The sequence below is a fragment of the Variovorax sp. PAMC26660 genome, assembly GCF_014302995.1.
Classification (GTDB): domain Bacteria; phylum Pseudomonadota; class Gammaproteobacteria; order Burkholderiales; family Burkholderiaceae_C; genus Variovorax.
This window is the reverse complement of the sequence record NZ_CP060295.1, coordinates 3281663-3306961: the sequence shown is the minus strand read 5'-3', so window position 1 is coordinate 3306961 and position 25299 is coordinate 3281663. Positions and strand designations below refer to the sequence as shown.

18 protein-coding genes and 2 pseudogenes are annotated in these 25299 nt (G+C 68.3%); 12 read left to right on the top strand and 8 right to left on the bottom strand.

From position 1 onward, the window contains the following. Positions 1 to 40 precede the first annotated feature (40 nt). The 5 genes from pgaA (at position 41) to H7F35_RS15725 (ending at position 7433) form a co-directional block, all read left to right on the top strand. A complete protein-coding gene (gene pgaA / locus H7F35_RS15745) occupies positions 41 to 2548 on the top strand; it encodes a poly-beta-1,6 N-acetyl-D-glucosamine export porin PgaA (protein ID WP_187113747.1) in 2508 nt (835 codons plus the stop codon). Then, positions 2548 to 4671 carry a poly-beta-1,6-N-acetyl-D-glucosamine N-deacetylase PgaB gene (pgaB, locus tag H7F35_RS15740; protein ID WP_187113746.1) on the top strand — a complete coding sequence of 708 codons (2124 nt, stop codon included), beginning with the start codon at positions 2548 to 2550 and terminating at the stop codon, positions 4669 to 4671. Before pgaA ends, pgaB begins: the two co-directional genes overlap by 1 nt. Further along, positions 4668 to 5945 (top strand): poly-beta-1,6-N-acetyl-D-glucosamine synthase, encoded by a 1278-nt coding sequence (pgaC, locus tag H7F35_RS15735; RefSeq protein WP_187113745.1) that lies wholly within the window; start codon positions 4668 to 4670, stop codon positions 5943 to 5945. Before pgaB ends, pgaC begins: the two co-directional genes overlap by 4 nt. Continuing rightward, on the top strand, positions 5935 to 6516 hold the full coding sequence (gene pgaD, locus H7F35_RS15730) for a poly-beta-1,6-N-acetyl-D-glucosamine biosynthesis protein PgaD (RefSeq protein WP_187113744.1): 582 nt from the start codon (positions 5935 to 5937) through the stop codon (positions 6514 to 6516). The genes pgaC and pgaD overlap by 11 nt, the downstream gene beginning before the upstream one ends. Before the next feature lie 119 nt (positions 6517 to 6635). Beyond that, positions 6636 to 7433 carry an SDR family oxidoreductase gene (locus tag H7F35_RS15725; RefSeq protein WP_187113743.1) on the top strand — a complete coding sequence of 266 codons (798 nt, stop codon included), beginning with the start codon at positions 6636 to 6638 and terminating at the stop codon, positions 7431 to 7433. A gap of 41 nt (positions 7434 to 7474) precedes the next feature. Here H7F35_RS15725 and H7F35_RS15720 read toward each other — a convergent pair whose 3' ends face one another. Then, positions 7475 to 9565 (bottom strand): tetratricopeptide repeat protein, encoded by a 2091-nt coding sequence (locus H7F35_RS15720; protein ID WP_187113742.1) that lies wholly within the window; start codon positions 9563 to 9565, stop codon positions 7475 to 7477. A gap of 119 nt (positions 9566 to 9684) precedes the next feature. Here H7F35_RS15720 and H7F35_RS15715 point away from each other — a divergent pair. Beyond that, positions 9685 to 9828 (top strand): annotated as a pseudogene (locus tag H7F35_RS15715) (IS630 family transposase); the annotation flags it as partial. 69 nt (positions 9829 to 9897) lie between these two features. Here H7F35_RS15715 and H7F35_RS15710 read toward each other — a convergent pair. After that, a complete protein-coding gene (locus H7F35_RS15710) occupies positions 9898 to 10803 on the bottom strand; it encodes a LysR family transcriptional regulator (protein ID WP_187113741.1) in 906 nt (301 codons plus the stop codon). A gap of 86 nt (positions 10804 to 10889) precedes the next feature. Here H7F35_RS15710 and H7F35_RS15705 point away from each other — a divergent pair. Next, positions 10890 to 11899, top strand: a pseudogene (locus tag H7F35_RS15705) (zinc-binding alcohol dehydrogenase family protein). Position 11900: 1 nt separating this feature from the next. On the opposite strand, the gene H7F35_RS15700 reads toward H7F35_RS15705, so the two are convergent. Beyond that, on the bottom strand, positions 11901 to 13661 hold the full coding sequence (locus tag H7F35_RS15700) for a chloride channel protein (protein ID WP_187113740.1): 1761 nt from the start codon (positions 13659 to 13661) through the stop codon (positions 11901 to 11903). Continuing rightward, positions 13658 to 14080: a MarR family winged helix-turn-helix transcriptional regulator gene (locus H7F35_RS15695; RefSeq protein WP_187113739.1), complete on the bottom strand. Its 423-nt coding sequence runs from the start codon at positions 14078 to 14080 to the stop codon at positions 13658 to 13660. The genes H7F35_RS15700 and H7F35_RS15695 overlap by 4 nt, the downstream gene beginning before the upstream one ends. A 74-nt stretch (positions 14081 to 14154) precedes the next feature. On the opposite strand from H7F35_RS15695, the gene H7F35_RS15690 reads away from it, so the two are divergent. Then, positions 14155 to 14733 (top strand): GNAT family N-acetyltransferase, encoded by a 579-nt coding sequence (locus H7F35_RS15690; protein ID WP_187113738.1) that lies wholly within the window; start codon positions 14155 to 14157, stop codon positions 14731 to 14733. Here H7F35_RS15690 and H7F35_RS15685 read toward each other — a convergent pair. The 3 genes from H7F35_RS15685 to H7F35_RS15675 all read right to left on the bottom strand — a co-directional run bounded on the left by H7F35_RS15685 (position 14725) and on the right by H7F35_RS15675 (position 18284). Beyond that, positions 14725 to 15438 carry a sulfite exporter TauE/SafE family protein gene (locus H7F35_RS15685; protein ID WP_187113737.1) on the bottom strand — a complete coding sequence of 238 codons (714 nt, stop codon included), beginning with the start codon at positions 15436 to 15438 and terminating at the stop codon, positions 14725 to 14727. The two genes, H7F35_RS15690 and H7F35_RS15685, sit on opposite strands and share 9 nt — an antisense overlap. After that, entirely contained in the window at positions 15435 to 16862 is a 1428-nt protein-coding gene (locus tag H7F35_RS15680; protein WP_187113736.1) for an amidohydrolase family protein, read from the bottom strand. The genes H7F35_RS15685 and H7F35_RS15680 overlap by 4 nt, the downstream gene beginning before the upstream one ends. A 72-nt stretch (positions 16863 to 16934) precedes the next feature. Beyond that, the gene (locus tag H7F35_RS15675) at positions 16935 to 18284 is read right to left on the bottom strand and encodes a uracil-xanthine permease family protein (RefSeq protein WP_187113735.1); all 1350 of its coding nucleotides are present in this window, start codon (positions 18282 to 18284) and stop codon (positions 16935 to 16937) included. 147 nt (positions 18285 to 18431) lie between these two features. Between H7F35_RS15675 and H7F35_RS15670 the strand changes: the two genes are divergently transcribed. After that, positions 18432 to 19472 carry a LacI family DNA-binding transcriptional regulator gene (locus H7F35_RS15670; RefSeq protein WP_187113734.1) on the top strand — a complete coding sequence of 347 codons (1041 nt, stop codon included), beginning with the start codon at positions 18432 to 18434 and terminating at the stop codon, positions 19470 to 19472. A 17-nt stretch (positions 19473 to 19489) separates the two neighbouring features. Here H7F35_RS15670 and H7F35_RS15665 read toward each other — a convergent pair whose 3' ends face one another. Beyond that, a complete protein-coding gene (locus H7F35_RS15665) occupies positions 19490 to 20878 on the bottom strand; it encodes a PQQ-dependent sugar dehydrogenase (protein WP_187113733.1) in 1389 nt (462 codons plus the stop codon). Between the two features lie 131 nt (positions 20879 to 21009). Here H7F35_RS15665 and H7F35_RS15660 point away from each other — a divergent pair, with 131 nt between their 5' ends. The 3 genes from H7F35_RS15660 (at position 21010) to H7F35_RS15650 (ending at position 25210) form a co-directional block, all read left to right on the top strand. Continuing rightward, the gene (locus H7F35_RS15660) at positions 21010 to 21771 is read left to right on the top strand and encodes an alanyl-tRNA editing protein (protein ID WP_187113732.1); all 762 of its coding nucleotides are present in this window, start codon (positions 21010 to 21012) and stop codon (positions 21769 to 21771) included. 44 nt (positions 21772 to 21815) lie between these two features. Next, positions 21816 to 24038 carry a protein-disulfide reductase DsbD family protein gene (locus H7F35_RS15655; protein ID WP_187113731.1) on the top strand — a complete coding sequence of 741 codons (2223 nt, stop codon included), beginning with the start codon at positions 21816 to 21818 and terminating at the stop codon, positions 24036 to 24038. Positions 24039 to 24517: 479 nt separating this feature from the next. Continuing rightward, entirely contained in the window at positions 24518 to 25210 is a 693-nt protein-coding gene (locus tag H7F35_RS15650; RefSeq protein ID WP_187113730.1) for a thioredoxin family protein, read from the top strand. The last annotated feature ends 89 nt before the right edge of the window (positions 25211 to 25299 follow it).

Genomic DNA, 25299 nt, shown 5'->3' with positions numbered 1-25299 from the left:
CGCATCGGCAGCGCGGGGATTTCCATCGATTGTTTGTGTTTTGGCCTTCGGCGCGTCCACGGCGCTGGCCCAGTCACCTGTCACGAACCCACCCGCCGCCGATCGCGGCACGGTGGCCTACGGCTCGCAAGAACACGACGCGCTGATCCTCGCGCGCCGTGCCGGACGCATCACGCCGACCCAGGCGTTGCAACAACTGAAGGAATGGCTCGCGGCGCCGCTGGCCGACAAGGAACGGCAACGCGTGGCGTCCGACGCCATCGCCATCGCAGCCGGTGACGGCCAGTTCGCGGAGGCCGTGGCCCTGGGCCGTCAACTGTCGCCGGCGAAGCTGAGCGACTACGCGTTGGGCCCGCTCGCGCTGGCCGCGCGGCGCACGCAAGACACCGCGCTGCAGGGCGACACCATCGCCATCTGGCGCGCACGGCAACCGGCGGCGCGCGAGCCCCGCATTCACGAAGCCTTCTGGCGGCTCGACACCAGCGACGTCGCGGGCGCGAAGGCGATCTGCGACGCGCTCTCGCGAGAGCCCGCCAAACAGATCGAAGACCGCGTGGCGCTGCTTGAACTGCGCGCAGCCGTGGCCCGCGCCGAAGGCAAGCCGCTGCAGGCGCTGGCCGCCTACACCGAGGCCGGCGCGCTGCGCCCCGAGCGTCGCGACCTGCGCCGCGAAACCGACTTCCTGCTCGCCGACAACGGCGCGGCATCGACCGCCTTCGACGACGCCGATGCGGCCGAGCGCGCGAACCCCGGCAGCTTCTCGGCGCTGGCCCTGTCCACGCTGCAGCAGAAGGCGCTGGCGCAACGGCTGCACTGGGCCATCGAGGAACGCGACCAGCGCCTGGGCCCGGCCCGCGTGGTCGCGCTCGACCGCGTGCTGGCAGACCAGGACATCGCACTCACCCGGCTCGACGCCGCCGCGCTGCAAGCCGACCCCACCGACACCGACGCATGGCGCGCCCTGCGCGTGCGCCTGCAGTCCGACCGCCTGCTCGCGCTGGTCGAACGCGGCCGCCCCGCCGATGCCATCGCGCTGTACGGCACGCTGCGCGCCGCCGGCGCCGATCTGCCGTTCTACGGCCTCGGCGCCGCAGCCCGCGCGCTCGCGCAGGAACGCCGCTCGGTCGAGGCCGCGCCGCTCTATGAAGCAGCCGTCGCCAAGGGCGGTGCCGACTTGCCGATGCCCGACGACATTTATTTCGGCCTGGTCTACGCCTACCAGGACACCGGCCGCTTCGAGGACGCCGAAGCGCTGCTCAAGCGGCTCGAAGACGGCACGCCCGCCCTGCTGCGCCTCACGCCCGAAGCCGGCCGCCCCAACGGCCAGTACACCGACGTGAGCGGCATGCGCGGGCTGATGCAGCTCTACACCGACCGGCCGGCGCTCGCGCAGCAACGCTTTGCCACGCTGACGCAGGAAGCACCGCTCAACGCCGGCTACGCCTACGGCGCGGGCCTCACCGAGCGGCTGCGCGAACATCCCGAGGCCGCGCTCGCACGCTTCGAGGCGCAGGCCGCCGACCAGCCCTACGACACCAGCGCGCGCGTCGGCCATGTCGAAGCCCTGCTCGACGCAGGCTGGTACGGCAACGCCCGCCAGCGCGCCGAAGCGCTGGTGGCCGACGTGCCCGACACCGCCGAGGTGCGCGACATGGAACGCAAGCGGCGCGCCATCACCGGCCCGCGGCTCGACGTGGACGCCGAAGCCTCCAACGGCGGCGCGGCCATCGCCAGCCGCGAATGGCGCATCGACAGCCGGCTCAGCTCGGGCCTCATCAACGACGAATGGCGCGTGTTCTACGACCAGACGCTGGGCCGGGGCAACACCGACATCGGCAACGCCAACTGGGCACGCGGCGGCATCGGCCTCAACTGGCAACGCGGCCCCTGGCTGGCCGAAGGCGCGCTGCAGCACGGCAACACCGGCCCCTACCGCAACAGCGTGGCCGGGCGGCTGGACTACCGCGTCAGCGATGCATGGCGCCTGTCCGCCACCTACGACGGCGATAGCAAGGAGCTGCCGTGGAAGGCGCGCGTGGCCGGCATCGGCGCGCGCGAAACCGGCGCCAGCGTGGGCTACGTGGTGAACGAATCGCGCCGCTTCGACCTGCAATGGCAGCGCCTGGACTTCAGCGACGGCAACGTGCGCGACGGCCTGGGCCTCGGCTGGCGCGAGCGCTGGATCAGCACGCCGCGCTTTCAGCTCGAAACGCGGCTGGAGGCCGACACCGGCCGTGGCCGTGCGCTGGACACGCCTTACTTCAACCCGTCGCGCGATGGCAGCGTGCAGCTCACCGCGCGTGCGCAATGGCTCAACTGGAAAAGCGACGACCGCCAGTTCTTCCAGGCCGTCGAACTCGGCGGCGGCAGCTACCACCAGGCCGGCTTCGGCAGCGGCCCGATGTGGACCCTGCGCTACGAACACCGCTGGAACCTCGGCCCGAAGCTCACGCTGCGCTACGGCCTGAGCATTTCCAGCCATCCCTACGACGGCGTGCGCGAACGACAGCGCGGCGTTTTCCTGAACCTCTCGATGCCCCTGCCGTGATGCCGACGAAGAACCCCCTCACCTTCCTGCGCGTGGCCATGCTGTGGCTGCTGCTGGCGCTCGCCCTCGGCGCCCTGCCCCGGCTCGCCCTGGCCCAACCGCTGCCGCCGGCCGACCCCGACGACGGTGTGAGCTTTCGCGTGCTCTCCTTCCACGACGTGCGCACCGGCGTGCGTGCGAGCTTCGAGAACTCGCCCGACGAAACCGCCATCGACGACCTCTCGCTCGCCGAGGTGTTCGCCTGGCTGCAGTACAGCGGCTACCACCCGGTGAGCCTGCAGCAGATCGTGGACGCGCGCGCCGGCGGCAAGCCGCTGCCTGCCCGGCCGGTGCTGCTGACCTTCGACGACGGCTACCGCAGCGCCTACACCAAGGTGTTTCCGCTGCTCAAGCGCTACAACTACCCGGCGCTGTTCGCGCTGGTGACGAGCTGGCTCGACGTGCCCGAAGGCCAGATGGTGCATTGGGGCGACAAGCCTGCGCCGCGCGAGAACTTCCTGCTCTGGCGCGAGGCCGCCGAGATGGCGCGCTCGGGCCTGGTCGAACTCGCGAGCCACAGCGACGCCATGCACACCGGCATCCAGGCCAACCCGCAAGGCAACATGCTGCCGGCCGCGGCCACGCACCGCTATGACCCGAAGACCGGCCGCTACGAAGACGACGCGGCCTACTTGCAGCGCGTCGAGACCGATCTGCGCCGCAGCCGCGAGATCATCGAGGCGCGCACCGGCGCCAAGGTGCGCGCGACCGTCTGGCCCTACGGCGCCTACAACGCGATGGCGCTGAAGGCATCGGAACGAGCGGGCATGCCGATCACCTTCACGCTGGACGACGGACCGAACACGCCGGCCGTGCCGCTCACGCGCATCCGCCGCGCACTCGCGGCCTACGACAACACCGCGCCCGAATACGCCCAGTTGCTGCGCAGCCCGGTGGGCGGCGAAGTGCGGCCGGTCAACCGCGTGATGCACGTCGACCTGGACTATGTGTACGACCCCGACCCGGCCCAGCAGGAGCGCAACCTCTCGGCGCTGATCGACCGCGTGGCCGCCGTGCGCCCGCGCTCGGTGTTCCTGCAGGCCTATGCCGACCCCGACGGCGACGGCGTGGCCGACGCGCTGTACTTTCCCAACCGCCACCTGCCGATGCGCGCCGACCTGTTCAGCCGCGCGGCCTGGCAACTGCGCAGCCGCACCGGCGTGAAGGTCTACGCCTGGATGCCGGTGACGGCCTTCCGCCTGCCGGCATCGAACCCGCTGGCCACGCACACGGTGATGACGCAGGGCGGCAAGATGCCGGCCGACCGCTACCACCGGCTCACGCCCTTCGACCCGGCAGTGCGCACGCTGGTCGGCGACATCTACGAAGACCTGGGCCGCCAGGCCTTCTTCGAGGGCCTGCTGTTCCACGACGACGCAATGCTGTCCGACGACGAAGACGCCAGCCCCGCCGCGCTCGCCACCTACGCGAAGTGGGGCCTGCCGCCCGACGTGGCCGCGATTCGCGCCGACCGGGCGTTGATGGCGCGCTGGACCACCGCCAAGACCCGCTACCTGATCGAGTTCACACAGGAGCTGATGGCGCGCGTGGGCGTGTGGCGGCCCAACCTGGAGACCGCGCGCAATCTCTATGCGCGGCCGGTGCTCGAACCCGAGGCCGAGCAGTGGTTCGCGCAGAACTACGAGGCATCGCTCGCGGCCTACGACTACGTGGGCCTGATGGCCATGCCGCGCATGGAAGGCGAAGCCCGAAGTGCGGTCGCGAGCGACGCCTGGCTCACGCGCCTGGCGCGCCGCGCCGCCGACACGCCGCGCGGACTGGACGGCACCGTGTTCGAGCTGCAGGCACGCGACTGGCGCACCGGCAAGCCCGTGCCCGACGAAGAACTGACGCGCCAGTGGACGCTGCTGCAGCGCGCCGGCGTGCGGCACCTGGGCTACTACCCCGACGACTTCCTGAACAACCAGCCATCGCTGGACGTGGTGCGTCGCGCGATCTCGGTCCGCACGCTGCTGCCGCGCGCGTTGCGTTCGTCCACTGCTCCCGCTGCGGAGACGCCGCCGCAAACGGCACCTGCAACAGCCGCACCCGCGCAGCCGGCGCAAGGAGAACGGTCGCCATGACCACCAGCCACTTCCTCGCGCAGACCCTGCCCTCGCTGCTGTTCGGCTTCGTCTTCTACTACCCCTTCTTCATGGCCTGGGTGTGGATGGCCGGCGGCCTCTCGCACGCCATGGTGTTCGAGCGCAAGCGCGACACCGACGTCGATCCGCTCGACCTGCTGCCATCCCGCCCGCTGGTCACCGTGGTGGTGCCGTGCTTCAACGAAGTGCCGCACCTGCGCGAAGTGATCGAGCAATTGATGCGCACGCGCTACCCCAACTACGAAGTGATTGCCGTGAACGACGGCAGCACCGACGGCACCGGCGAGCTGCTGGACGAGATGACGAAGGAATACAGCCGCCTGCGCGTGATCCACAACGCCAGCAACCAGGGCAAGGCGGTTGGCCTGAACACCGCCTGCCAATTGGCGCGCGGCGAATACATCCTGGGCATCGACGGCGACGCGCTGGTGGACGCCGACGCCATCGCCTGGATGCTGCAGCCGATGCTGGCTTCGGAGCGCATCGGTGCGGTCACCGGCAACCCGCGCATCCGCACCCGCACCACGTTGCTGGGGCGCATGCAGGTGGGCGAGTTCTCTTCGATCATCGGCCTCATCAAGCGCTCGCAGCAACTGGTGGGCACGCTGTTCACGGTGTCGGGCGTGCTGGCGATGTTCCGCCGCCGCGCCGTGATCGAAGTGGGCTTCTGGAGCCCCGACGTGCTCACCGAAGACATCGACATGAGCTGGAAGCTGCAGCTCTCGGGCTGGCAGCTTCGCTTCGAGCCGCGTGCGCTGTGCTGGATTCTGATGCCCGAGACCTTGCGCGGTCTTTGGAAGCAGCGCCTGCGCTGGGCCGTCGGCGGCATCCAGACCATGCTGCGCTACACGCCGCGCATCCTGCGACCGGGCAACTGGCGCATGTGGCTCATCTACGCCGAGTACATGACCAGCGTGGTGTGGGCCTATGCCATGGCGCTGGTGTTGCTCGTGAGCCTGGCGCGCCCCTTCCTGCCGACCGACTCGCTCTGGCACTCGGCGCTGCTGCCGCACTGGCAGGGCACGCTGCTGGCCATGACCTGCATCCTGCAGATGCTGCTGAGCCTGTGGATCGATCGCCGCTACGACCGCGACCTGATGCGCTATTTCGCCGGAACGATCTGGTACCCGATCGCCTTCTGGACCATCACGATGGCGACCACCGTCATCGCCCTTCCCAAAGCCCTGATACGCCGACGCGGCAAACGCGCGGTGTGGACGAGCCCCGACCGAGGAGTTTCCGATGCCCCATGAGTCCCACGCTCATTCCCAGCCGCCCGAGACGCACGCCGACATGAGCCCGCCCACGCGGCGCCGCTCCTGGGGCCAGCCCGCGGGGGAAGAACCGATCATCGACGCCGCGCGCATCTCGCTGCGCGCCTTCGGCAACGGCCGCTCGCCGCAGCGCACGCTGGCCATGTACCTGTGGCTGCGCGTGCTGCGCCCGGCGGTCACCATCGCCATCTGGTTCTGCGCCATCTGGTATGCATGGCCCTATGTGCTGGGCGCGCGCTCGCAACCCGAAGTGCTGCACCTGCTGGGCCTGTACGCGGTGGTGATCGGCGTGATCCTGGTGTCGATGCTGGTGATGGCGCCGTGGCGCCGCCGCCAGCAGAAGCGCGAGGCGCCGCCGGACCAGGAGCAGTCGTCGCTGTTCGCGCTGGCGTCCTACATCGAGGTGCCGCCGGCACGCCTGTCAGCCTGGCAGCGCACGCGGCAACTGCTGGTGCACCACGACCACGACGGCCAGTTGCGGGACGCGACCGACACCACGCCCGGCGCGCTGGAGCCCGAACCCCTGCGGCGCGCGGCGGCGCGGCGCTGACACGGCGCTACGGCCCGTTCCGGTCCTTGAAAGAAAGCGCGGCGCCCGGCCGCGTGCGTGCAGGGGTTTCACGGCGGTGATTCAATCGCCGGCACACCCCATCCACCAAGGACGCTTTCATGGACCTCCAGCTTCAGGACCAGCACGTACTCATCACCGGCGGCAGCAAGGGCATCGGCCTGGCCTGCGCGCTGGGCTTCCTGCGCGAAGGCGCGCGCGTGAGCCTCGTGTCGCGCGACCTGCAGAACCTGCAGCAGGGCCTGCGAACGCTGGTCGAGGCCTTCGCACAGGCCGAGGGCCGCGTGTCGCTGCACGCGGCCGACCTGAAGGACCCGGCCAGCGCGGTGGCCGCGCTCGATGCGGCCGAGAAGGCCTTCGGTGCGGTCGACGTGCTCGTCAACTCGGCCGGCGCCGCGCGCCGCACTCCGCCCGACGACCTGACGCCCGCCGCCTGGCACGACGCGATGGACGCCAAGTACTTCACCTACATCCACATGATCGACCCGGTGGTCAAGCGCATGGGCCAACGCGGGCGCGGCGCCATCGTCAACGTGATCGGCCAGGGCGGCAAGGTCGCGAGCCCGGTCCACATGGCCGGCGGCGCGGCCAATGCGGCGCTGATGCTGGTGAGCGCCGGCATGGCCGCGGCCTATGCGGCCAAGGGCGTGCGCGTGAACGCGGTGAACCCCGGCCTCACGCTGACCGCGCGGCTGCAGGAAGGCATGAAGGCCGATGCGAAGCTGCAGGGCATCGGCACCGACGAGGCACTGGAACGCGCCACCGCGCGCCTGCCGCTGGGCCGCATCGCGACGCCGGAAGAAGTCGCCAACACGGTGCTGTTTCTGGCGTCGGCGAAGGCCAGCTATGTGACGGGTGCCATCGTGGCGATGGATGGTGCGGTCACGCCGATGATTTGACCCTTTGAGAAGCGAGCAAAGTCGATGCAAGGGCCGCACAACTAGACGCGAACATGGATGTGGTCTGGACGCATGCCGTTCGTGTGCCGTGCCCACGCGGCCTCGTACGCCGCTTCCATGCACCTGGCGGATCGGCTCGTATCGAACAACGGTGCGTGAGCCTTGCCGCGAGCCAGTCGCTCGCGGAACTGGATCAAGCGTTCTGGAGATTCGGCAAGTGTCACGGCGGCCGACTCGTAGGCCGGCACGCTGTCGACGACGAGCTCGGACAGGTCCGACGTCCGCAGCAGGCTCGAGGCCACCCGCGATGCGAAGGTGTCGCCTCGACATGTCAGCACCGGCAGACCTGCCCACAGGGCGTCGCTGCATGTCGTGTGGGCGTTGTAGTGAAAGGTGTCCAGGAAAAGATCCGCGCACGCGTGCCGCGCCAGATGCTGGGGCAAGGGCAGCCGCTTGGCCCACACGAGTCGGTCCGGCGATATGCCACGGCGCGCGGCTTCCGAGCGAAGCGCGGCGGACGACCCCTCGCTTCCTTCCAAAAGCCAGAGAACACTGCGCGGCGTCTTCGCGAGGATCCGCATCCAGACATCGAAGAGGTCTGGTGTGATCTTGAAGATGCTGTTGAAGTTGGCGAACACGATCCCGTCTTCCGGCAAGCCCATTGCTGCGCGATCGGGCACGAGCGCCGCGATCTGCTTCTTGTCGTCGTTGGGCTGGTAGGACCCCGGAATCAGGATGACCTTTTCCGCATAGTGCCGATAGTCGTCTGGACCGATCAGATGGGAGTCGGCCACGATGTAGTCCATGTAGTCGCACCCCATCGTTCCCGGATACCCTAGGTAGTTGACCTGGATGGGGGCCGCACGACAGGCAAAGATGTTGGTTCTTGCCCCTTCGTTGAAGCCGTTGAGGTCAACCGCAATGTCGAGCTCGAGGTTTCGAGCCATCTCGGCAATGCCGGAGTCGCTTTCATGCTCGACGTTGACGAAATGATCGAAGGCCTTCACGACGCGTTGCGTCACCGCATCCGCAGCGGTCGGCCCGATCGAAAACCCGAACCACTCGAAGCGCTCGCGATCATGGTGCTCAAGCATTCCGACAGTCAGTTGCGCGGTGGCGTGGTCGTAGAAGTCAGGCGAAAAATAGCCGATGCGCAGCTTCGCTCTGGCAGTTCGGCGCGGTTGAACTGCAAGGCTACGCGGCGGGTAGTGATCGCGCGCGTAGGTCCGGGCACAGGCGAGTTGCGTGGCCGCGCTGGCAGGCGTTGCCAGGAGTGTGTATGGTGGGGCCGCTTTCTCGCCCGCATCGGCACGAGCGACGGTGTCGGAAACAAGCATGTTCCAACCGCTCCAGCGGCATGCGTGCATGTTCTCAAGGAGGCGGTAGCCTCGGGCATAGTCTTGCGAAGGGGCGAGGCGCGACAACTGCACGAGACTTGCCGCTGCTTCATCTTCCCGCTTCAGCGCCTCCAGGCATCTTGCGCGGTCTGCCCATGTCGTCGCGTTCTCGGGGTCCAGCGCCAGGGCTCGGTCGAGGTTCTCCAGAGCCTCTTGCGCACGACCCAACTCGAGAAGCACCGAGGCTCGGCCGGACAAGGCGCGCGAAAACCCGGGATTGAGCGCAAGCGCCGAGTCGTAGCGAACGAGGGCTTCGTCAAAGGCATGCAACTCGCGCAGGCAGGAGGCCAGGTTGTAGTGCAGTTCGTACGAATCAGGCTTTTTGCGCTCCGCCCTTGAAAAAAATTCGATCGCGCGCCGATGGTCCCCGAGGGAACTGTGGGCAACGCCAAGCTCGTGCAGGCCTTCGAAGTACTCGCCCGCCTGCTGCACCGAACGCTGAATCGAACTGATGGCAGCCCGGGCTCTACCGCGCTGCAACTGCACTTTCCCCAAATAGAAAAGTGCCTCCGCCGAGCACTGCGGAAGTCGAGACGCCGCGAGCAGATGCGCCTCGCACTCGTCCAGCCGTCCGTCGTTCCCGCATACATAGCCGAGCAACTCGTGGACTCGCGAATTCTTTCCGTCAACAAGCGCCAACTGGCCCAGGATCAGCTCCGCCTGACGATGTTGCCCGGCTCGAAAATATTGTTCGGCCAGTACCAATTGCTGGCGAGTGGATAGCGGCAATGTCATATGCGAGTGTTTGAAAGTACTGAACGCTATCAAGGCCAACTGAATGCCCGATATTGGCCCAGGCCACGTGAAAACCCTTTACCGATCTCGGCGCCGAGCAAAATACTCCCCCACTTCGAGCCGGAGAGACGAGCATCTCCAAGAGCAGCGCGCATCGCTACCTCAAGATATCCATCGACGCATTCTTCATCAAGAATCCGCGTGATGCGGTCGGGTTGTACCTGAATCCACCAGACAATGCGCTGGTGCTGTGCGCGGATGAGCACCATGACACGACGAAGCTGTTCGCGACCTTCACATCGACTTTTCTCGCGTATCGGCGGGACGGCACGCTAGGCAGCCGCCAGCGCCTCGAACTTCAACGCAAGAAAATCGACGAAGGCCCGCACGCGCGCCGGCACGAAACGGCCACTCGGCAGCAGCGCATGCAGCGGGTAGGGCTCGGTGTCCCACTCGGGCAGCAGCCGCACCAACCGGCCCTCGCGGATGTCGTCGCGCACGTCGAGCGCCGATTTCAGCGAGATGCCGTGGCCCGCCACGGTCCACTCGCGCGCGAGCGAGGCGTCGTCCACGCTGCGGTTGCCGTTCACGCGCACTTCCGTCCACTGGCCGTTCTGCGCGAAGCGCCAGACGCGGTGGCGACGGCCGGAGCGGTTGAAGGTCAGGCAGTTGTGGTGCACCAGGTCTTGCGGTGTCTTCGGTACGGCATGGCGGCGCAGGTAGTCGGGCGAGGCGGTCAACACGGGGCTGGTCGTGGCCAGGGGCCGTGCCACCAGCCGCGAATCGGCCAGTGCGCCGTAGCGCAGCGCCACGTCGACCTCGTCGCGCATCACGTCGAGCGGTCGGTCGCCCACCGACAGCGAGAGCTGCACGCCGGTGTGCAGCGCGAGGAATTCGTCGAACCACGGCAGCAGCGTGCTGCGCGTGAGGTCCGAAGGCGAGGCCACGCGCAGCGTGCCGACCAACTCGCCCCGGTCGGCCGTGACCAGCGATTCGCCCTCGTCCAGCAGCTCGAAGGCGCGCACCGCGTAGTCGAGCAGCGTCTGGCCCTGCGGCGTGAGGCGCATGGCGCGCGTGGAGCGCTCGAACAGGCGGGCACCGATCTGCGCCTCCAGCCGCTTGAGCGTGGCGCTGGCGGCCGCCGGCGTGATGCCCAGCGCATGGGCCGCGGCCGTGAGCGTGCCGCCGCGCGCCGTTTGCACCAGCACCCGCAAGTCCGAGATGTTTTCAATTTTCATTTGAAAGTGTTGCTGGTTTCATGGGGCTTATCAAACCAGCCTTGCGATCCTACAGTTCAGGCATCGTTCCAGAAAGGTCCATTGCCATGAAAGCCATCGGCTACTACCAGCCCCTTCCCATCGACAACGCCGAATCGCTGCAGGACATCGAGCTGCCCGCCCCCGTGCCCGGTGCGCGCGACCTGCTGGTGCGCGTGAAGGCGGTGTCCGTCAACCCGGTCGACACCAAGATCCGCAAGAACGCCGCCCCCGAAGCCGGCCAAGCCAAGGTGCTGGGCTGGGACGCCGTCGGCACGGTCGAGGCCATTGGCAGCGGCGTGCAGAACTTCAAGGTGGGCGACCGCGTGTATTACGCCGGCTCGATCACTCGCCCCGGTGCCAACTCGGAACTGCACGCGGTCGATGAACGCATCGCAGCCATCGCGCCCAAGAGCCTCGACGACGCGCAAGCCGCCGCGTTGCCCCTGACCACCATCACCGCCTACGAACTGCTGTTCGACCGCCTGCAGGTGCCAAGGGCGGCGGCGAAGGCCAGACCCTGCTGATCACCGGTGGTGCGGGCGGCGTGGGCTCCATCCTGATCCAGCTCGCGCGCCAGCTCACGAAGTTGCGCGTGATCGCCACCGCCTCGCGCGCCGAAACGCGTGCGTGGTGCCTGGCGCTCGGTGCCCACGCGGTGATCGATCACTCGAAGCCGCTCGCGGCCGAACTCAAGGCGGCCGGCATCGGCGAAGTCGACATGGTCGCCAGCCTCACGCAGACCGAGCAGCACTACGCGCAGATCATCGAAAGCCTCAAGCCCCAAGGGCAGCTCGCAGTGATCGACGACATGAAGGTGTTCGACGCGATGCCGCTGAAGACCAAGTGCATTTCGCTGCATTGGGAAATGATGTTCGCGCGCTCGCGCTTCGAAACGCCGGACATCGCCGAGCAGGGCGCGTTGCTGGCCGAGGTGGCTGCGCTGGTCGATGCGGGGCGCATCCGCACGACAGCGAATGCGAGCTTCGGCACCATCAATGCGGCGAACCTGAAAAAGGCGCATGCGCTCATCGAGAGCGGCAAGGCGCAGGGCAAGGTGGTTCTGGCCGGGTTCTGAACTACATGGACTGCCACGGCAGTCCGCGCATGCGCTCGCGCTTTTCCTCTTCGTCGAAATGCGCGAGCGAAGGCTTGATGAGGTCGCTGCGCGCCACGACGCCGACCAGCGCGAGCGACTGCGCATCCTTCACCACGGGCAGCCGTTCGAGCCGATGACGCGCGAGGCGGCTCGCCACCGCACGGCAGTTCTCGCCCGGCAGCGCGTAGTACAGCGGCGCGTCGGCGCACGCGTCGCCGACCGTGGCAAGCGGGTCGTGGGTGCCATGCGCGGCCAGCATCGCGCGGTCGGCCACGCCGATCACCGCGCCATTGCGCAGCACCGGAAACGCGCGGTGCGCCTGCCCTTCACCGAAGTACTCGAACAGCGCCTGCGTCACCGACAGCGCCGCGTCGATGCTGCGCACCTCGCGCGTCATCACCTCTTCGACCGAATGCCGCTCCAGCGGATCGATGCCGTACTCGCGGTAGATGTGATAGCCGCGGCGCGCGATCTTCTCGGTGAGGATCGAGCGGCGCATGGTCAGCACCGTGAAGCCGTAGGCCACGGCCGAGGTGGTCAGCAGCGGCAGCAGCGCATTGCTGTCGTGCGTGAGGCCGAAGGCGAAGATGGTGGCGGTGAGCGGCGCGCGCATCACGCCGCCGAGCGTGGCCGCCATGCAGACCAATGGCCACAGCATCGGGTCGTTGCCGGGCAGCACATGCGACAGCACCGCACCGAGGCCTGCACCCATCATCAGCAGCGGCGCAAGCACGCCGCCCGAGGTGCCCGAGCCCAGCGAGATGACCCAGATGACGGCCTTCACCGCCAGCAATGCGGCCACCACGCCGAGCGCGAGGTGGTTGTGCAGCAGGTCACCGATGACGTCATAGCCCACGCCCAGCGCGCGCGGCTGGAAGTACCCGCCGATGCCGACCGCCAGGCCGCCGATGGCGGGCCACCACATCCAGTGCACCGGCAGTTTGCCGAACCAGTCCTCGACCTTGTAGAGCGAGAGCGACAACGAAGCCGACAGCGCACCGCAGAGCACGCCGGCCACCACGCACGACAGCATGGCCAGCGGGCCGGGCACGGCCGTCTGCAGCGGAAACAGCGGGCCCGCGTCCATCAGCAACGGCCGCGTGAAGCCCGCCACCGCGCAGGCCACGGCCACCGGCAGCAGGCTGCGCGGACGCAGCTCGAACAGCAGCAGCTCGACGGCCAGCAATACGGCCGCCACCGGCGTGCCGAACACCGCCGTCATGCCGGCCGTGGCGCCGGCCACCAGCAGCGCCTTGCGCTCGGCCGCAGTGAGGTGGAAGTGCTGCGCGATCAGCGAGCCGATGGCGCCGCCGGTCATGATGATCGGCCCCTCTGCGCCGAACGGCCCACCGCTGCCGATGACGATGCCCGAGGACAGCGGCTTGAGCAGCGCGACCTTCAGCGACATCTTGCTTTTGCCGAACAGGATGGCCTCGATGGCTTCGGGGATGCCGTGGCCGCGGATCTTGTCGGAGCCGTAGCGTGCCACCACACCGACGATGAGCCCGCCGACCACCGGCACCGCGATGACCCAGAGCCCCAGCGTGTTCGTGGCCGGCGAATGCTCGGCCAGCGAGAAGGTCTGGAAGAAGAACAGGTTGGTGAAGAAGCGGATCAGGTCGAGGAGCACGCGCGCGGCCACGGTGCTGATGGCGCCGATGACGGCGGCCATGACGGTGATGCGCATGAGGCGCGTGTTGAGCGCGAAGTCGCCGCGCGGCGGATGGGAGGCTGGGGTCATGGCTGTTCGGGAAGATCAATCTGCGGCACGTCGAACACACCCTTGAGCGAGCGCAGTTCGGCGCGGTGAAGTTCGGCCAGCCGCAGCAGCAGCTTTTCGCCCTTGGCCAGCAGGTGCACCTCGACCTGCCTGCGGTCGGTTTCGCTGGACCGGCGCTGCACGAGTTCGAGCGCCTCGCAGCGGGTGACGAGCGCGACCACGCCGTGCGGCTGCAGTTGCAGGCGTTCGGCAATCTCGCCCACCGAAGCCCACTCGCGCCCGGGCACGCCCTTGATGTGCAGCAACACCAGGTACTGCTGCGGCGTGAGGCCCTCGCCCTGCGCGGCGCGCTCGGAGAAGCGCTCGAAACGGCGCATCTGGTAGCGGAACTGGGACAGTGCCTCGAAGTCTTTCTTGGCGAGCTTGCGTGATGAGGCCATGGTTGGGGGTGCAGTCGGAACGGCCGCGAATATATCACGTCATGACATATATTTGCTGCGACACAATCGATGGCATGAAGACAGAACTCATTGAATTCGACACCCCGCGCCTTCGGCTGCGCCAATGGCGCGAGAGCGATCTCGCGCCATTCGCCGCGATGGCCGCCGACCCGCAGGTCATGGAATTTCTCCTGCCTTTGCCGACGCGCGCCGACAGCGACGCGGCGGTCGAACGTGCCAGGGGCCTCATCGCCAGCAACGGCTGGGGCTTCTGGGCCGTCGAGCACAAGGCGTCGGGCGAATTCATCGGCTTCACGGGACTGAACGCGCCACTGGCCACGCTGCCGTTCTCGCCTTGCGTGGAGATCGGCTGGCGCTTCGCACGGCACGCGTGGGGCCAGGGCTTCGCGACCGAAGCCGCACGCGGTGCGTTGCAGGTCGGCTTCGACCGGCTCGGGCTGGAAGAGATCGTGGCCTTCACCGCCGTCGGCAACCTGCGTTCGGCCGCAGTGATGGAACGCATCGGCATGCACGAAGACGTGGCCGGCGCCTTCGACCATCCACTGGTGCCCGAGGGGCACGCGCTGAAGCGCCACCGGCTCTACCGCATCAGCCGCGCGGCATGGCTGGCCTCGCGCAACGCCTCAGAATGAATGCAGCAGCAGCGCCGCGCCCGACACGATCGCAAAGACCTGCACGAAGATGCGCAACACGCGGCCGTTGATGCGCTGATGCACCACGCGGCTGAGCACCGCGCCCACGACCAGCGCGGGCAACAACTGGGCCGCTGCATGAAGTTGTGAGCCGTCGATGCGGCCGGTCACCATCAGCGTGACCAGCGACACCAGTTCGCCGACCAGAAAGCACAGCGCAATGGTCGAACGCATGGTGGGCGCCGGCTGGTGTTGGTAGACCAACGCCAGCGGCGGCCCGCCGATGCCGGTCGCAGTTTCGGTGATGCCGGTGACGAGCCCCGCCGCCACGAAGGCGCTGCGGCCCGGCGAGAAGGCCGGCATCATCAAGGTGACCAGCGCCGCCGCGATGGTCGATGCACCGACGAACAGCGACAGGTGGCTCGCGCTCAGCGCCGCCAGCACCCAGAGGCCGCCGACGGTGCCGAGCATGCGCCCGCCGGTGATCCAGCTCGCGCCGACACGGTCGATGGCGCCGCGCTCGCGCCACATCACATAGAAGTTCAGCGGCAGCATCAGCACCAGCACGCACACGGGCAGCAGGTCGGGGCGCACGATGCCGATCACCGGCGCGGCGATCAACGCGAAGCCGACACCGGTCGCGCCCTGCACGAAGGCGGCGATCAGCACGGCGATGGAAACGAGAAAGAGGTGCTGCGTACTCACTGCGGATTCCGTGTGCTGGTGGCGGACGCCACGGTCAGGCGGCGATGTTCGGCCGCCGTGGGGTGCAGGCGCACGATGGGCGCGCGGTCCATCGCCGCATGGGCGACACGCGCCAGTTGGTGTTGCAGCGCGCGCGCGTCCCAGTCGGGCGGCCAGCCTTCCCACAGGCGCAGGCGGCCGGCGACGAACACGGCGGTGATCTGGTCGCGATTTCCCAGGCGCACGAGGTCCCATGTGAGATCGACGGAAGTGCACATCTCCGGCGTGTCGACATCGACGATGAGGAAGTCGGCCGCCTTGCCCACGGCGATCTCGCCAATCAGGTGGTCCAGGCCGATGGCGCGCGCGCCATCGTGCGTTGCGTGGTCGAACCAGGTCCAGCCACCGCCGCTCGACGCGTCGCCAATTGCCAGGCCAAAGGCCAGCTTCTGCGCAGCCTCAGCGGCGTCCATCAGGCGGAAGGCGTCGCTGCGCGTGGCGTCGGTGCCCAGCCCGAAGCGGATGCCCATCGCGGCCATCAGGTTCGCGGGTGCCACGGCGTTGCCCTTCCACTGGCTGGCGACGGGGTTGTAGCTCACGGCGGTGTCGGTGTCGCGCAGCAGCACGAGTTCGGACGGCGTGACCAGCGTGCCGTGCGCGATCAACACCTGCGGGCCAAGCGCGCCCAGTTGCGCCAGCAGTTCGAGCGGCCGCTTGCCGCGCTGCACCACCGAACGTTCGACCGACGCAAGGTGTTCGTTGACGTGCGTCTGGAAGATGGTGCGCGCCTCGGCACACAAGGCCGACACGGCGGCCAGCATCTCGTCGGAAGCCGCTTCGGGCACCGAGATGGCGAGCGAGGGGTGCACCAGCTCCGCATCCGACCACTGCTGCAGGAAGCGTGCGGCGTGTGCCTGGATGGCTTGCCGGTCGGCGGCGGTGCTGTCGTTGCCGCCGTCGTTGCAGATCAGTCCCAGCACGCAGCGCAGCCCGGCCTCCTGCACGGCAGCCGCAACGGCGCCGATGTCGCCCGGCGCGCGCGTGCCCGCGTCGCACACGGTGGTGAAACCGCCGCGCAGCGATTCGAGCGCCGCCAGCTTGGAAGCCATGTAGACGAACTCGTCGTCCAGGCTCGACTCGAGCGGCACCCACACGCGACGGAAGATTTCGGAAGGCTCGCCATAGGCCAGCGACTTGCCGAAGGACTGCGTGAGATGGTGATGCGCATCGATCATTCCCGGCATCAGCAGCTTGCCGGGCAGATGCAGCGGCGTGAGGTGCGTGTGACGGGCGATGAGCGTGTCGGCGGGGCCGACATCGCGGAACCGGCCGCCCGCCATCAGCACGGCATGGCCGGTCGCAGGGCCGTCGCGCAGCATCAGGTGTTCGGGAACGAGCAGCAGCTCGTCGGCCGCGAAGAGCGCGGCATCAAGGTCAGAAGACATGGTGAAAAAAAGAAAGGACAGGAAAGGAAAGAAGAAGCGATGCGCGCGCGGCATACCGCGCGAAGCGGCGCCCTATTGCGAGGCCGGCGCTGCCACGGCGCTTTCGGCGCCTTCCGAGCTTTCGGCAGAGACGCGGTTGAACACCATGTTGAGCACCACTGCCGTGAGCGAGCCCATGGCCAGGCCATTGCCCAGTACCAGCTGCAGCGTGTCCGGAAACCGGCTGTAGAGGCCCGGCACGACGATGGGCAACAGGCCCATGGTCAGCGCGCCGGCCAGCACGAACATGTTGCCGCGCTCGTGCAGGTCGACCTTGCGCAGCATGTCGATGCCCATCGTGCCGATGATCGCGAACACCACCATCGCGGTGCCGCCCACCACGGCGGAGGGAATGGCGCTGGCCAGCCGGCCCAGCGGCGCCGACAGCGCGATGAGGATCAGGATCACGCCGGCCGTCGCGGTGACGTAGCGCGAGCGCACGTTGGTGGCGCGCACGATGCCGATGTTCTCGCCGCTGGTGATGATCATCGACGTGCCGAACAGGCCGCCCGCCAGCGACATCAGCGCGTCGCCGCGAATGGTGCGCGGCACCACGTCGCGCGCATCGATCTTGCGGCCCACCACTTCGGCCACCGCCACGGTCTGGCCCGTGGCCTCGACCATCGAGATGACGCTGAAGATCAGCAGCGGCACGGCCGCCACCAGGTCGAAGCGCGGCATGCCGAAGGGCAGCAGCGTCGGTGCGCTCCACAGAGGCCCGGCCGCGACGGCACTGAAATCCATCAGCCCGCAGACGGCCGCCAGCACCGTGCCGGCCAGCAGCCCCAGCAGCACCGCAAGCTGCCCGAGCGTGCCCTTGAACACGCGCGCGAACAGCACGGTGAAGCCGATGGTCGCGAGCGCCAGGCCGATGTTCACCGGGTCGGCGAAGGTGGCCGTGCCGGCCTTGCCCGCGATGATGCCGCCGTACACCTTCACGAGGTTGATGGACACCAGCAGCAGCAAGGTGCCGATGACGATCTTCGGAAAGTAGCGCAGGCAGCGCGCGAACACCGGCAGCACCAGGAAATAGAACAGCGCCGTGAGGATCACCGCGCCCGAGGCGGTCTGCAGGTCGCGCTGCTGGGCGATGGTCACGAACATCACGATGGGCGCGCCGCCCGGCACCATCACGAAAGGCAGGCGCGCACCGAACTTCCATGGCCCGAACGACTGCAGCAGCGTGCCCACGCCGCACAGCAGAAAGGTGGCGCTGATCAGGTTGACCGTGAGCGCGGCCGGCAGGCCCAGCGCCTTGGCCACCAGGAACACGGACGTGATGGGCACAGCCGCCATCACCAGCACATGCTGCAGACCGAACAGGAGCAGTTGCGAAACAGGCAGCACTGCATCGACGGCGGGGGCGTCGCTGGCACGGGACATGATCGAATCCTTTGATCGGGCTTGCTCCCAAATCGATTTGGGAGCACTGGCAAAAAAAGCCGCCGAAGCGGGTGGGGTACATTCCGTGGCAGCGAGCCCCAAAACGATTTGGGAATTGAATCACCGCTTTTTGAAAAGGTCAACGGGATGAGCACCAATCCATCGCCGCGGGCAAACATCAAGGACGTGGCACGCGAAGCGGGCGTGTCGCCGACCACCGTCTCGCATGCGCTCAACGCCCGGGGCCAGGTCGATGCGGAAACCCGTGCGCGCGTCGAGAGGGCGGCGCTGAAGCTGGGCTACCGGCCCAATCGCAATGCGCAAAGGCTGCGCACTGGCGAGGCCCACATGATCGTGCTGCTGTCGTCGATGCCGTTCGCTGTGGCGGGCGGCCCGTCGAGGCTCGGCTTCCTGATGGAGGTGGCGGCGGTCGCTGCCGCGGAGGCGCTCGACCGCCGCCTGGCGCTGGTGCTGGCACCGCCCATGGAAACCGGGCGGGTGCCGATGGAGCTGCTGGACGTCGATGGCGCGCTGGTCATCGAGCCTTCGGCGGGCGACCCGAACATGGCGTACCTGCTGCGGCGCGGCCTGCCGGTGGTGGCCATCGGCAAGCCGGCCGAAGAAGCCGCGGACGGGGCGGCGTTGCCGCCGTATGTCGACATTCATTCGGGGCAGACAACGCGCCTGCTGCTCGAGCACCTGCATGCGCAGGGCGCACGCAAGGTCGCGATGATCCTCGGCTCGGCCCAGCGCAACTCCTATGTGGAAGGCCGGGCGGCGTACCTGGCGTTCGCCGCCGGGCGCGGGCAGGCGCCGCTGCTGTCGCTGGTCGACGAGGTGGAGGGCGAGAACGGCGGCCGCAAGGCTGCGCTCGCGCTGCTGGCCGAGCACCCCGACATCGATGCCTTCTGTGTGCCGGTGGACGCCTTCGCCACGGGTACGGTGGCAGCCATCCTTGAATCGGGCCGGCGCATTCCGGACGACGTGATGGTCGCCACGCGCTACGACGGCGTGCGCGCCCGCACCTGCGTGCCGCCGCTCACGGCCGTGGACCTGCACCTGGACGAGATCGCGCAGCAAGCCATTGCGCTGCTGTTCGACCACCTGCGCGGCGACACCAGCCGGCGCCAGGTCGACGGGCCGGTGGCACAGCTCGTGCCGCGCCTGTCGACGGCGCGCCGGGGCTGACCGCCGGCGCGGCTCACTCAGTTGGGCTTGGTGCGCGACACGCGCCACACGACATTGCCCACGTCGTCCGCCACCAGCAGCGCGCCGCTCTTGTCGAGCGCCACGCCCACCGGCCGGCCCTGGGCCTTTTCGTCGGCGGTCAAAAAGCCGGTGAGCACATCGACCGGCGGCCCGCTGGGCTTGCCGCCGATGAAGGGCACGAACACCACCTTGTAGCCCGACTTGGGTTTGCGGTTCCACGAGCCGTGCTCGCCGATGAAGACGCCGCTCGCAAACTGCTCGGGCATGCCGCGTGCGTGCGAGAAGGTCATGCCCAGCGGTGCGACGTGCGCGCCCAGCGCGTAGTCGGGCGCGATGGCCTTGGCCGCCATGTCGGGGTTTTGCGGCGTGACGCGGGCATCGACGATGCCGCCGTAGTAGCTCCAGGGCCAACCGTAGAAGGCGCCGTCTTTCACCGACGTGAGGTAGTCGGGCACGAGGTCGCTGCCGATCTCGTCGCGCTCGTTCACCACGGTCCACAGCGCGTTCGTGTCCGGGTCCCAGCCCATGCCGTTGGGGTTGCGCAGGCCGCTCGCGAACAGGCGCTTCTGCCCGGTCTTGGTGTCGACTTCCCAGATGGCGGCGCGGCCCTCTTCGGCCGCGAAGCCGTTCTCGCCGATGTTGCTGTTGGAGCCGACCGTCACATAGAGCTTGCTGCCATCGGCATTCGCGATGACGTTCTTGGTCCAGTGGTGGTTGATGCCGGCGGGCAACTGTGTCACCACCGTGGGCGTGGCGGTGATGGAAGTCTGGCCCTCGGTGTAGGGCACCTTCACCAGCGCATCGGCGTTGGCGATGAAGAGTTCGTTGCCCACCAGCACCATGCCGTAGGGCGACATCAGGTGGGACATGAACACCTCTTGCACCTCGGCCACGCCGTCGCCGTTGGCATCGCGCAGCAGGGTGATGCGGTTGGCGCTGGGCACGCCGGCACCGGCGCGCCCCATGACCTTGCCCATGACCCAGTTGCGCACCTTGGCGATGAGGCCGTTGCCGCCGTCGCTGCTGCCTTCGGGCTCGGGCGGCTTGTTGCTCTCGGCCACCAGCACGTCGCCGTTGGGCAGGGTGTAGACCCAGCGCGGGTGGTCCAGGCCACGCGCCAGGGCGGTCACGCGCAGGCCGTCGGCGGGGGTGGGCGTGGCGGTGTCGGTCCAGCCGATGGCGGGTGCCACGTTGACGGTGGGAATCAGGGTCTTGTTGGGCTCGGCCAGTTGCGGGCGCGGGCCGGTCGTGACCTCGGGCGAGAGCTTGGCGGCCTCGCCGCAGCCGGCCACAAGCAGCGCGGTGGCGACAGCCGTGAGGGCCAGGGCGGGCATCCGCCATGCGGAATCGGCCCGGCGGGTGGGTGCTTGCTGTGGTGCTTTCATGCGAAATCCTTGCGCGGCCTGGCGCCGCATACCGGCCGGATCATCCACAACCGGCGCGCCCGGGGTTGTCGGTCGTGGGCGCTTTCCGGCGTGGGCGCACCTTGTTCGCGCATCGCCGCTACCATCGCCGGATGACCGACGACCTGTTCCGCGCCGACGCTTATCTGCGCACCTGTGAAGCCCGAATCCTGCGCATCGACGACACCGGCATCGTGCTGGACCGCACCGTGTTCTATCCCCTGGGCGGCGGCCAGGCTGGAGACGCCGGCGTGCTGGTGCTGGCCGATGGCCGCGAACTCGCGATTGCCGACACCCGCAAGGCCAAGAACGAAGAAGGCCAGCCGACCAACGAATTCGTCCACGTGCCGGCCCCCGAGCAGGCCGAACTGCTCGCCGCGCTGAAGCCCGGCGACACCGTCACCGCCCGCCTCGACTGGGAGCGCCGCCACCGGCTGATGCGTTTTCACACCGCCTCCCATCTGCTGTGCCACCTCGTGCCGGTGCCGGTGAACGGTTGCTCGATCACACCCGACTACGCGCGCATCGACTTCCACATGACCGATCCGCTCGACAAGGAAGCGCTCACGGCCGGCCTCGCGCGGCTGGTTGAAGCGGCCCATCCGCTGGTCGTGGGCGCCATCACCGACGAAGAACTCGACGCCAACCCGGCACTGGTCAAGAGCATGAGCGTGCAGCCGCCGCGCGGCTCGGGCACGGTGCGCACCATCCGCATCGGCGGTGGCGATGACGGCGCGCAGATCGACTTCCAGCCCTGCGGCGGCACGCATGTTGCGAACACATCCGAAATCGGGGCGGTGATCGTGACCAAGATCGAGAAGAAAAGCGCCAACAGCCGGCGCGTGGTGCTGGGCTGGGCGCCCACGGCGGCCTGAGAACAGCCGGAACTTCGCCCCCACTGAATGCTCCGACTGACGGCATGATCTTTTCGCGCATCCAATTCGCTACGCTTCTGATAGCAACCACCGCAGCCTGCATGCCGGCTGCGGCCCAACTGACGCCCAAGGCGGGCGCGGTGGTCACCACCCCCCATGTGCGCGCCGAACTGATCGCACACGCGCCCGATGGCGTAACGCCCGGCGCACCGGTCTGGGTGGGCCTGCAGATCGTCCACAAGCCCGAGTGGCACACCTATTGGAAGAACGCCGGCGATTCGGGCCTGCCCACCGAAATGACCTGGACGCTGCCGGCCGGCGTCTCGACCGGCGAGATCGCCTGGCCCGTGCCCGAGAAGATCCCGGTCGGCAACCTCGCCAACTACGGCTACGAAAACACCGTGCTGCTGCCGGTGCCGCTGGAGGTGTCGACGCTCTACAAGCCGCCCGTGGCGCTCGCCGGCGGCACGCCGTCGATGGACATCCAGCTCAAGGCGTCCTGGCTGGTGTGCCGCAAGGAATGCATTCCCGAAGAGGGCGAGTTCACGCTGTCCCTGCCGCTGCAGGGCTCGACCGCGCTGCACAAGGCCGATTTCGACACGGCGCAGGCCGCCCAGCCGCAGCCGCTGGCGAAACCGGGCGCCATCGAGGTCAATGGCAACAACCTGCAAGTGCGGCTCGAAGGCCTCCCCGCCGCCGCGCAGGGCAAGACGCTGGCCTTCTTCCCCGAGACCCCCGAGGTGATCCGCACCGCCGCCGTCTCCGGCAAGGACTGGACCCAATCCTGGCAAGGCGGCACCTGGACCGCAACGCTGCCGCTGGCCGACCAGCGCAGCGCCAGCCCCACGGTGATGCCGGTGGTGGTGGCGCTGGCCGAAGCCGACCGGCAGGCCGGCCAGCCGGTCGCATGGCGCGCCGAAGCGCCTGTCACGGGCAACTGGCCCGCCGCGCCGCAGCGCGCCGAGGTGTCGCCCGCGCTGCAGGCGGCGCTCACCGCCAATGCGGCGAAGGCAACGGGCGCGGCAGCACCGTCCGCTGACCTGAACGCCCCGTCCTCGACCACTTTCATCATGGCCCTCTTGGGCGCCCTGCTCGGCGGCCTGCTGCTGAACCTGATGCCCTGCGTGTTCCCGATCCTCGCGATCAAGGTGCTGGGCTTCGCGCGGCAGGCGGGCAACGCCAGCGCGCACCGCAAGGCCGGGCTGGCCTACACGGGCGGCGTGATGCTGTCCTTCCTCGCGCTGGGCGGCGCCATGCTCGCGCTGCGCGCGGCCGGTGCCGGGCTCGGCTGGGGTTTCCAGTTGCAGTCGCCGGGCGTGGTGGCCGCGCTGGCCGCGCTGTTCACGCTGATCGGCCTGAACCTCGTGGGCGTGTTCGAGTTCGGCCGCGCCGCGCCGTCGTCGGTCTGCAGCGCGCAGGCCAAGCACCCGCTGGCCAACGACTTCCTCTCCGGCGTACTCGCCGTGGTGATCGCCTCGCCGTGCACCGCGCCTTTCATGGGCGCGTCGCTGGGCTTCGCGATCAGCCTGCCCGCTGGCCAGGCCCTGCTGTTGTTCGCGGCACTCGGCTTCGGGCTGGCGCTGCCTTATCTGGTGGCCAGCTTCGTGCCCGTCATCGCGCGCCTGCTGCCCAAGCCGGGGCCGTGGATGAACACGCTGCGCCGCCTGCTGGCCTTCCCGATGTTCGCCACCGTGGCCTGGCTGGTCTGGGTGCTGGGCCAGCAAAGCGGCATCGACGGCGCCGGCACGCTGCTGGCGCTGCTGGTGTGCATGGCCGCGATCGTCTGGGCGCTCACGCTGCGCGGCCGCACGCGGGTCGTGATCGCGACCGTGCTGATCGCCTTCACCGCCTTGCTGACCGGCGCCATCGGCCGCAATGTGTTGCAGGTCGTGGAGCCCGCCAAGCTGGCATCCGCGGGTGCCGGCACGCAGCGCTGGCAGCCCTGGTCGGCCGAGCGCGTGGCCGAGTTGTCGGGCGCCGGCCAGCCGGTGTTCATCGACTTCACCGCCGCCTGGTGCGTGACCTGCCAATACAACAAGAAGAGCACGCTGTCCGATGCCGAAGTGCTGGCCGACTTCGACGCCAAGAAGGTCGCCATGTTGCGTGCCGACTGGACGCGGCGCGACCCCGCCATCACGGCAGCGCTGACGGCTCTGGGCCGCAGCGGTGTGCCTGTGTACGTGCTGCAGGCGCCGGGCAAGGCGCCGGTCGTGCTGACCGAGATTCTGGGCAAGGACGAGGTTCGGGCCGCGCTGGCGAGACTCTGACTTCGCGGCAGGAGAACTTGGATGAAACCTTGTTTTTCTGTTTGTCGCGTTGTGTTTGGTTTGAGGCGCTGCTGCTGTTCAGGGCGACGCTCCCGCCGACACGGTGCTCTTTTTCGCGAATGTCCCCCGCTTCGCTCCTCCTTTATTTAGCGAAAAAGAGCCCCGTATCGACGTGAGCGTTGGACAGAGCGGTCGTTGATCGCAGGATCAATAGCAGCGTGCCCAGTGCGAATGACGCCGGGTGCTCCCCGCAGCGAAATAAAGGAGGAGCGAAGCGGGGGACATTCGCGGAGGGGAGCACCTGGTGTCATTCGCACTCGCCCTGAAAGAACAACAGCGCCCCAAACAGCAGCGCCACCAAAGACCACAAAGCATCAAATGCAAATCCTCGCCATGACATGGGTTGTCACACGCACTTGAAGAAACCGTTCTAAGCTGCAGTTGTTGTTTGGAATTTTCTTTTGGAGTTCAAGCTGGCCATGTCTCTCTCGCCATCCACCGACTCGCGTTCCCTGCGCGCAGCGCGCCATGCCCGTGCCGCCCTGAGCCGCGCTTCCCGCCGCGCCGTCGTCGCCGCCGCCGTGGCGCTGGGCGCCACCTTCCTGATGGGCACCCCCGCCTTCGCCGCGCCCGCCGTGGGCCAGCAGGCGCCCGACTTCGTGGCCGTCGACACCGCCGGCGCCAAGCACAAGCTGTCGGACTTCGCCGGCAAGTTCGTCGTGCTCGAATGGACCAACCCCGGCTGCCCCTTCGTGCGCAAGCACTACGACAGCGGCAACATGCCCGCCACGCAAAAAGCCGCCACCGACAAGGGCGTGGTGTGGCTCGCCATCAACTCCACCGAGCGCGCCGCCAGCGACTACCTGCAACCGGCCGCGCTCGATGCCTGGATGAAGTCGCAAAAAGCCGCGCCCACCGCCGTGCTGATGGACGAAGACGGCCTCATCGGCCAGGTCTACGGCGCGCGCACCACGCCGCACATCTTCATCATCGACCCCAAGGGCACGCTGGTGTACGCGGGCGGCATCGACAGCATCGCGTCGGCACGTCCCGCCGACATCAAGACCGCGACCAACTACGTGAACCAGGCGCTGGGCGAAGCCTTCGGCGGCAAGCCGATCTCGGCCGCCACCACGCGGCCGTACGGTTGCTCCATCAAGTACAAGACCTGACGACGCGCCCGCTACCCTTTGGCCAGCGCGTGACAGCTACCTGACTCCCGCAGTCAGGCAGCGGTCGGGAAGCCCGGCCTACCCTCGGC

What these genes read in the sequence shown, in the direction of transcription:
- H7F35_RS15725 (WP_187113743.1), top strand. Translation starts at nt 6,636, where the DNA reads ATGGACCTCCAGCTTCAGGACCAGCACGTACTCATCACCGGCGGCAGC.
- H7F35_RS15655 (WP_187113731.1), top strand. Translation starts at nt 21,816, where the DNA reads ATGATCTTTTCGCGCATCCAATTCGCTACGCTTCTGATAGCAACCACC.
- pgaB (WP_187113746.1), top strand. Translation starts at nt 2,548, where the DNA reads ATGCCGACGAAGAACCCCCTCACCTTCCTGCGCGTGGCCATGCTGTGG.
- H7F35_RS15700 (WP_187113740.1), bottom strand. Translation starts at nt 13,661, where the DNA reads ATGACCCCAGCCTCCCATCCGCCGCGCGGCGACTTCGCGCTCAACACG.
- H7F35_RS15695 (WP_187113739.1), bottom strand. Translation starts at nt 14,080, where the DNA reads ATGGCCTCATCACGCAAGCTCGCCAAGAAAGACTTCGAGGCACTGTCC.
- H7F35_RS15690 (WP_187113738.1), top strand. Translation starts at nt 14,155, where the DNA reads ATGAAGACAGAACTCATTGAATTCGACACCCCGCGCCTTCGGCTGCGC.
- H7F35_RS15675 (WP_187113735.1), bottom strand. Translation starts at nt 18,284, where the DNA reads ATGTCCCGTGCCAGCGACGCCCCCGCCGTCGATGCAGTGCTGCCTGTT.
- H7F35_RS15650 (WP_187113730.1), top strand. Translation starts at nt 24,518, where the DNA reads ATGTCTCTCTCGCCATCCACCGACTCGCGTTCCCTGCGCGCAGCGCGC.
- H7F35_RS15710 (WP_187113741.1), bottom strand. Translation starts at nt 10,803, where the DNA reads ATGAAAATTGAAAACATCTCGGACTTGCGGGTGCTGGTGCAAACGGCG.
- H7F35_RS15660 (WP_187113732.1), top strand. Translation starts at nt 21,010, where the DNA reads ATGACCGACGACCTGTTCCGCGCCGACGCTTATCTGCGCACCTGTGAA.
- H7F35_RS15720 (WP_187113742.1), bottom strand. Translation starts at nt 9,565, where the DNA reads ATGACATTGCCGCTATCCACTCGCCAGCAATTGGTACTGGCCGAACAA.
- pgaC (WP_187113745.1), top strand. Translation starts at nt 4,668, where the DNA reads ATGACCACCAGCCACTTCCTCGCGCAGACCCTGCCCTCGCTGCTGTTC.
- H7F35_RS15680 (WP_187113736.1), bottom strand. Translation starts at nt 16,862, where the DNA reads ATGTCTTCTGACCTTGATGCCGCGCTCTTCGCGGCCGACGAGCTGCTG.
- H7F35_RS15670 (WP_187113734.1), top strand. Translation starts at nt 18,432, where the DNA reads ATGAGCACCAATCCATCGCCGCGGGCAAACATCAAGGACGTGGCACGC.
- H7F35_RS15665 (WP_187113733.1), bottom strand. Translation starts at nt 20,878, where the DNA reads ATGAAAGCACCACAGCAAGCACCCACCCGCCGGGCCGATTCCGCATGG.
- pgaD (WP_187113744.1), top strand. Translation starts at nt 5,935, where the DNA reads ATGCCCCATGAGTCCCACGCTCATTCCCAGCCGCCCGAGACGCACGCC.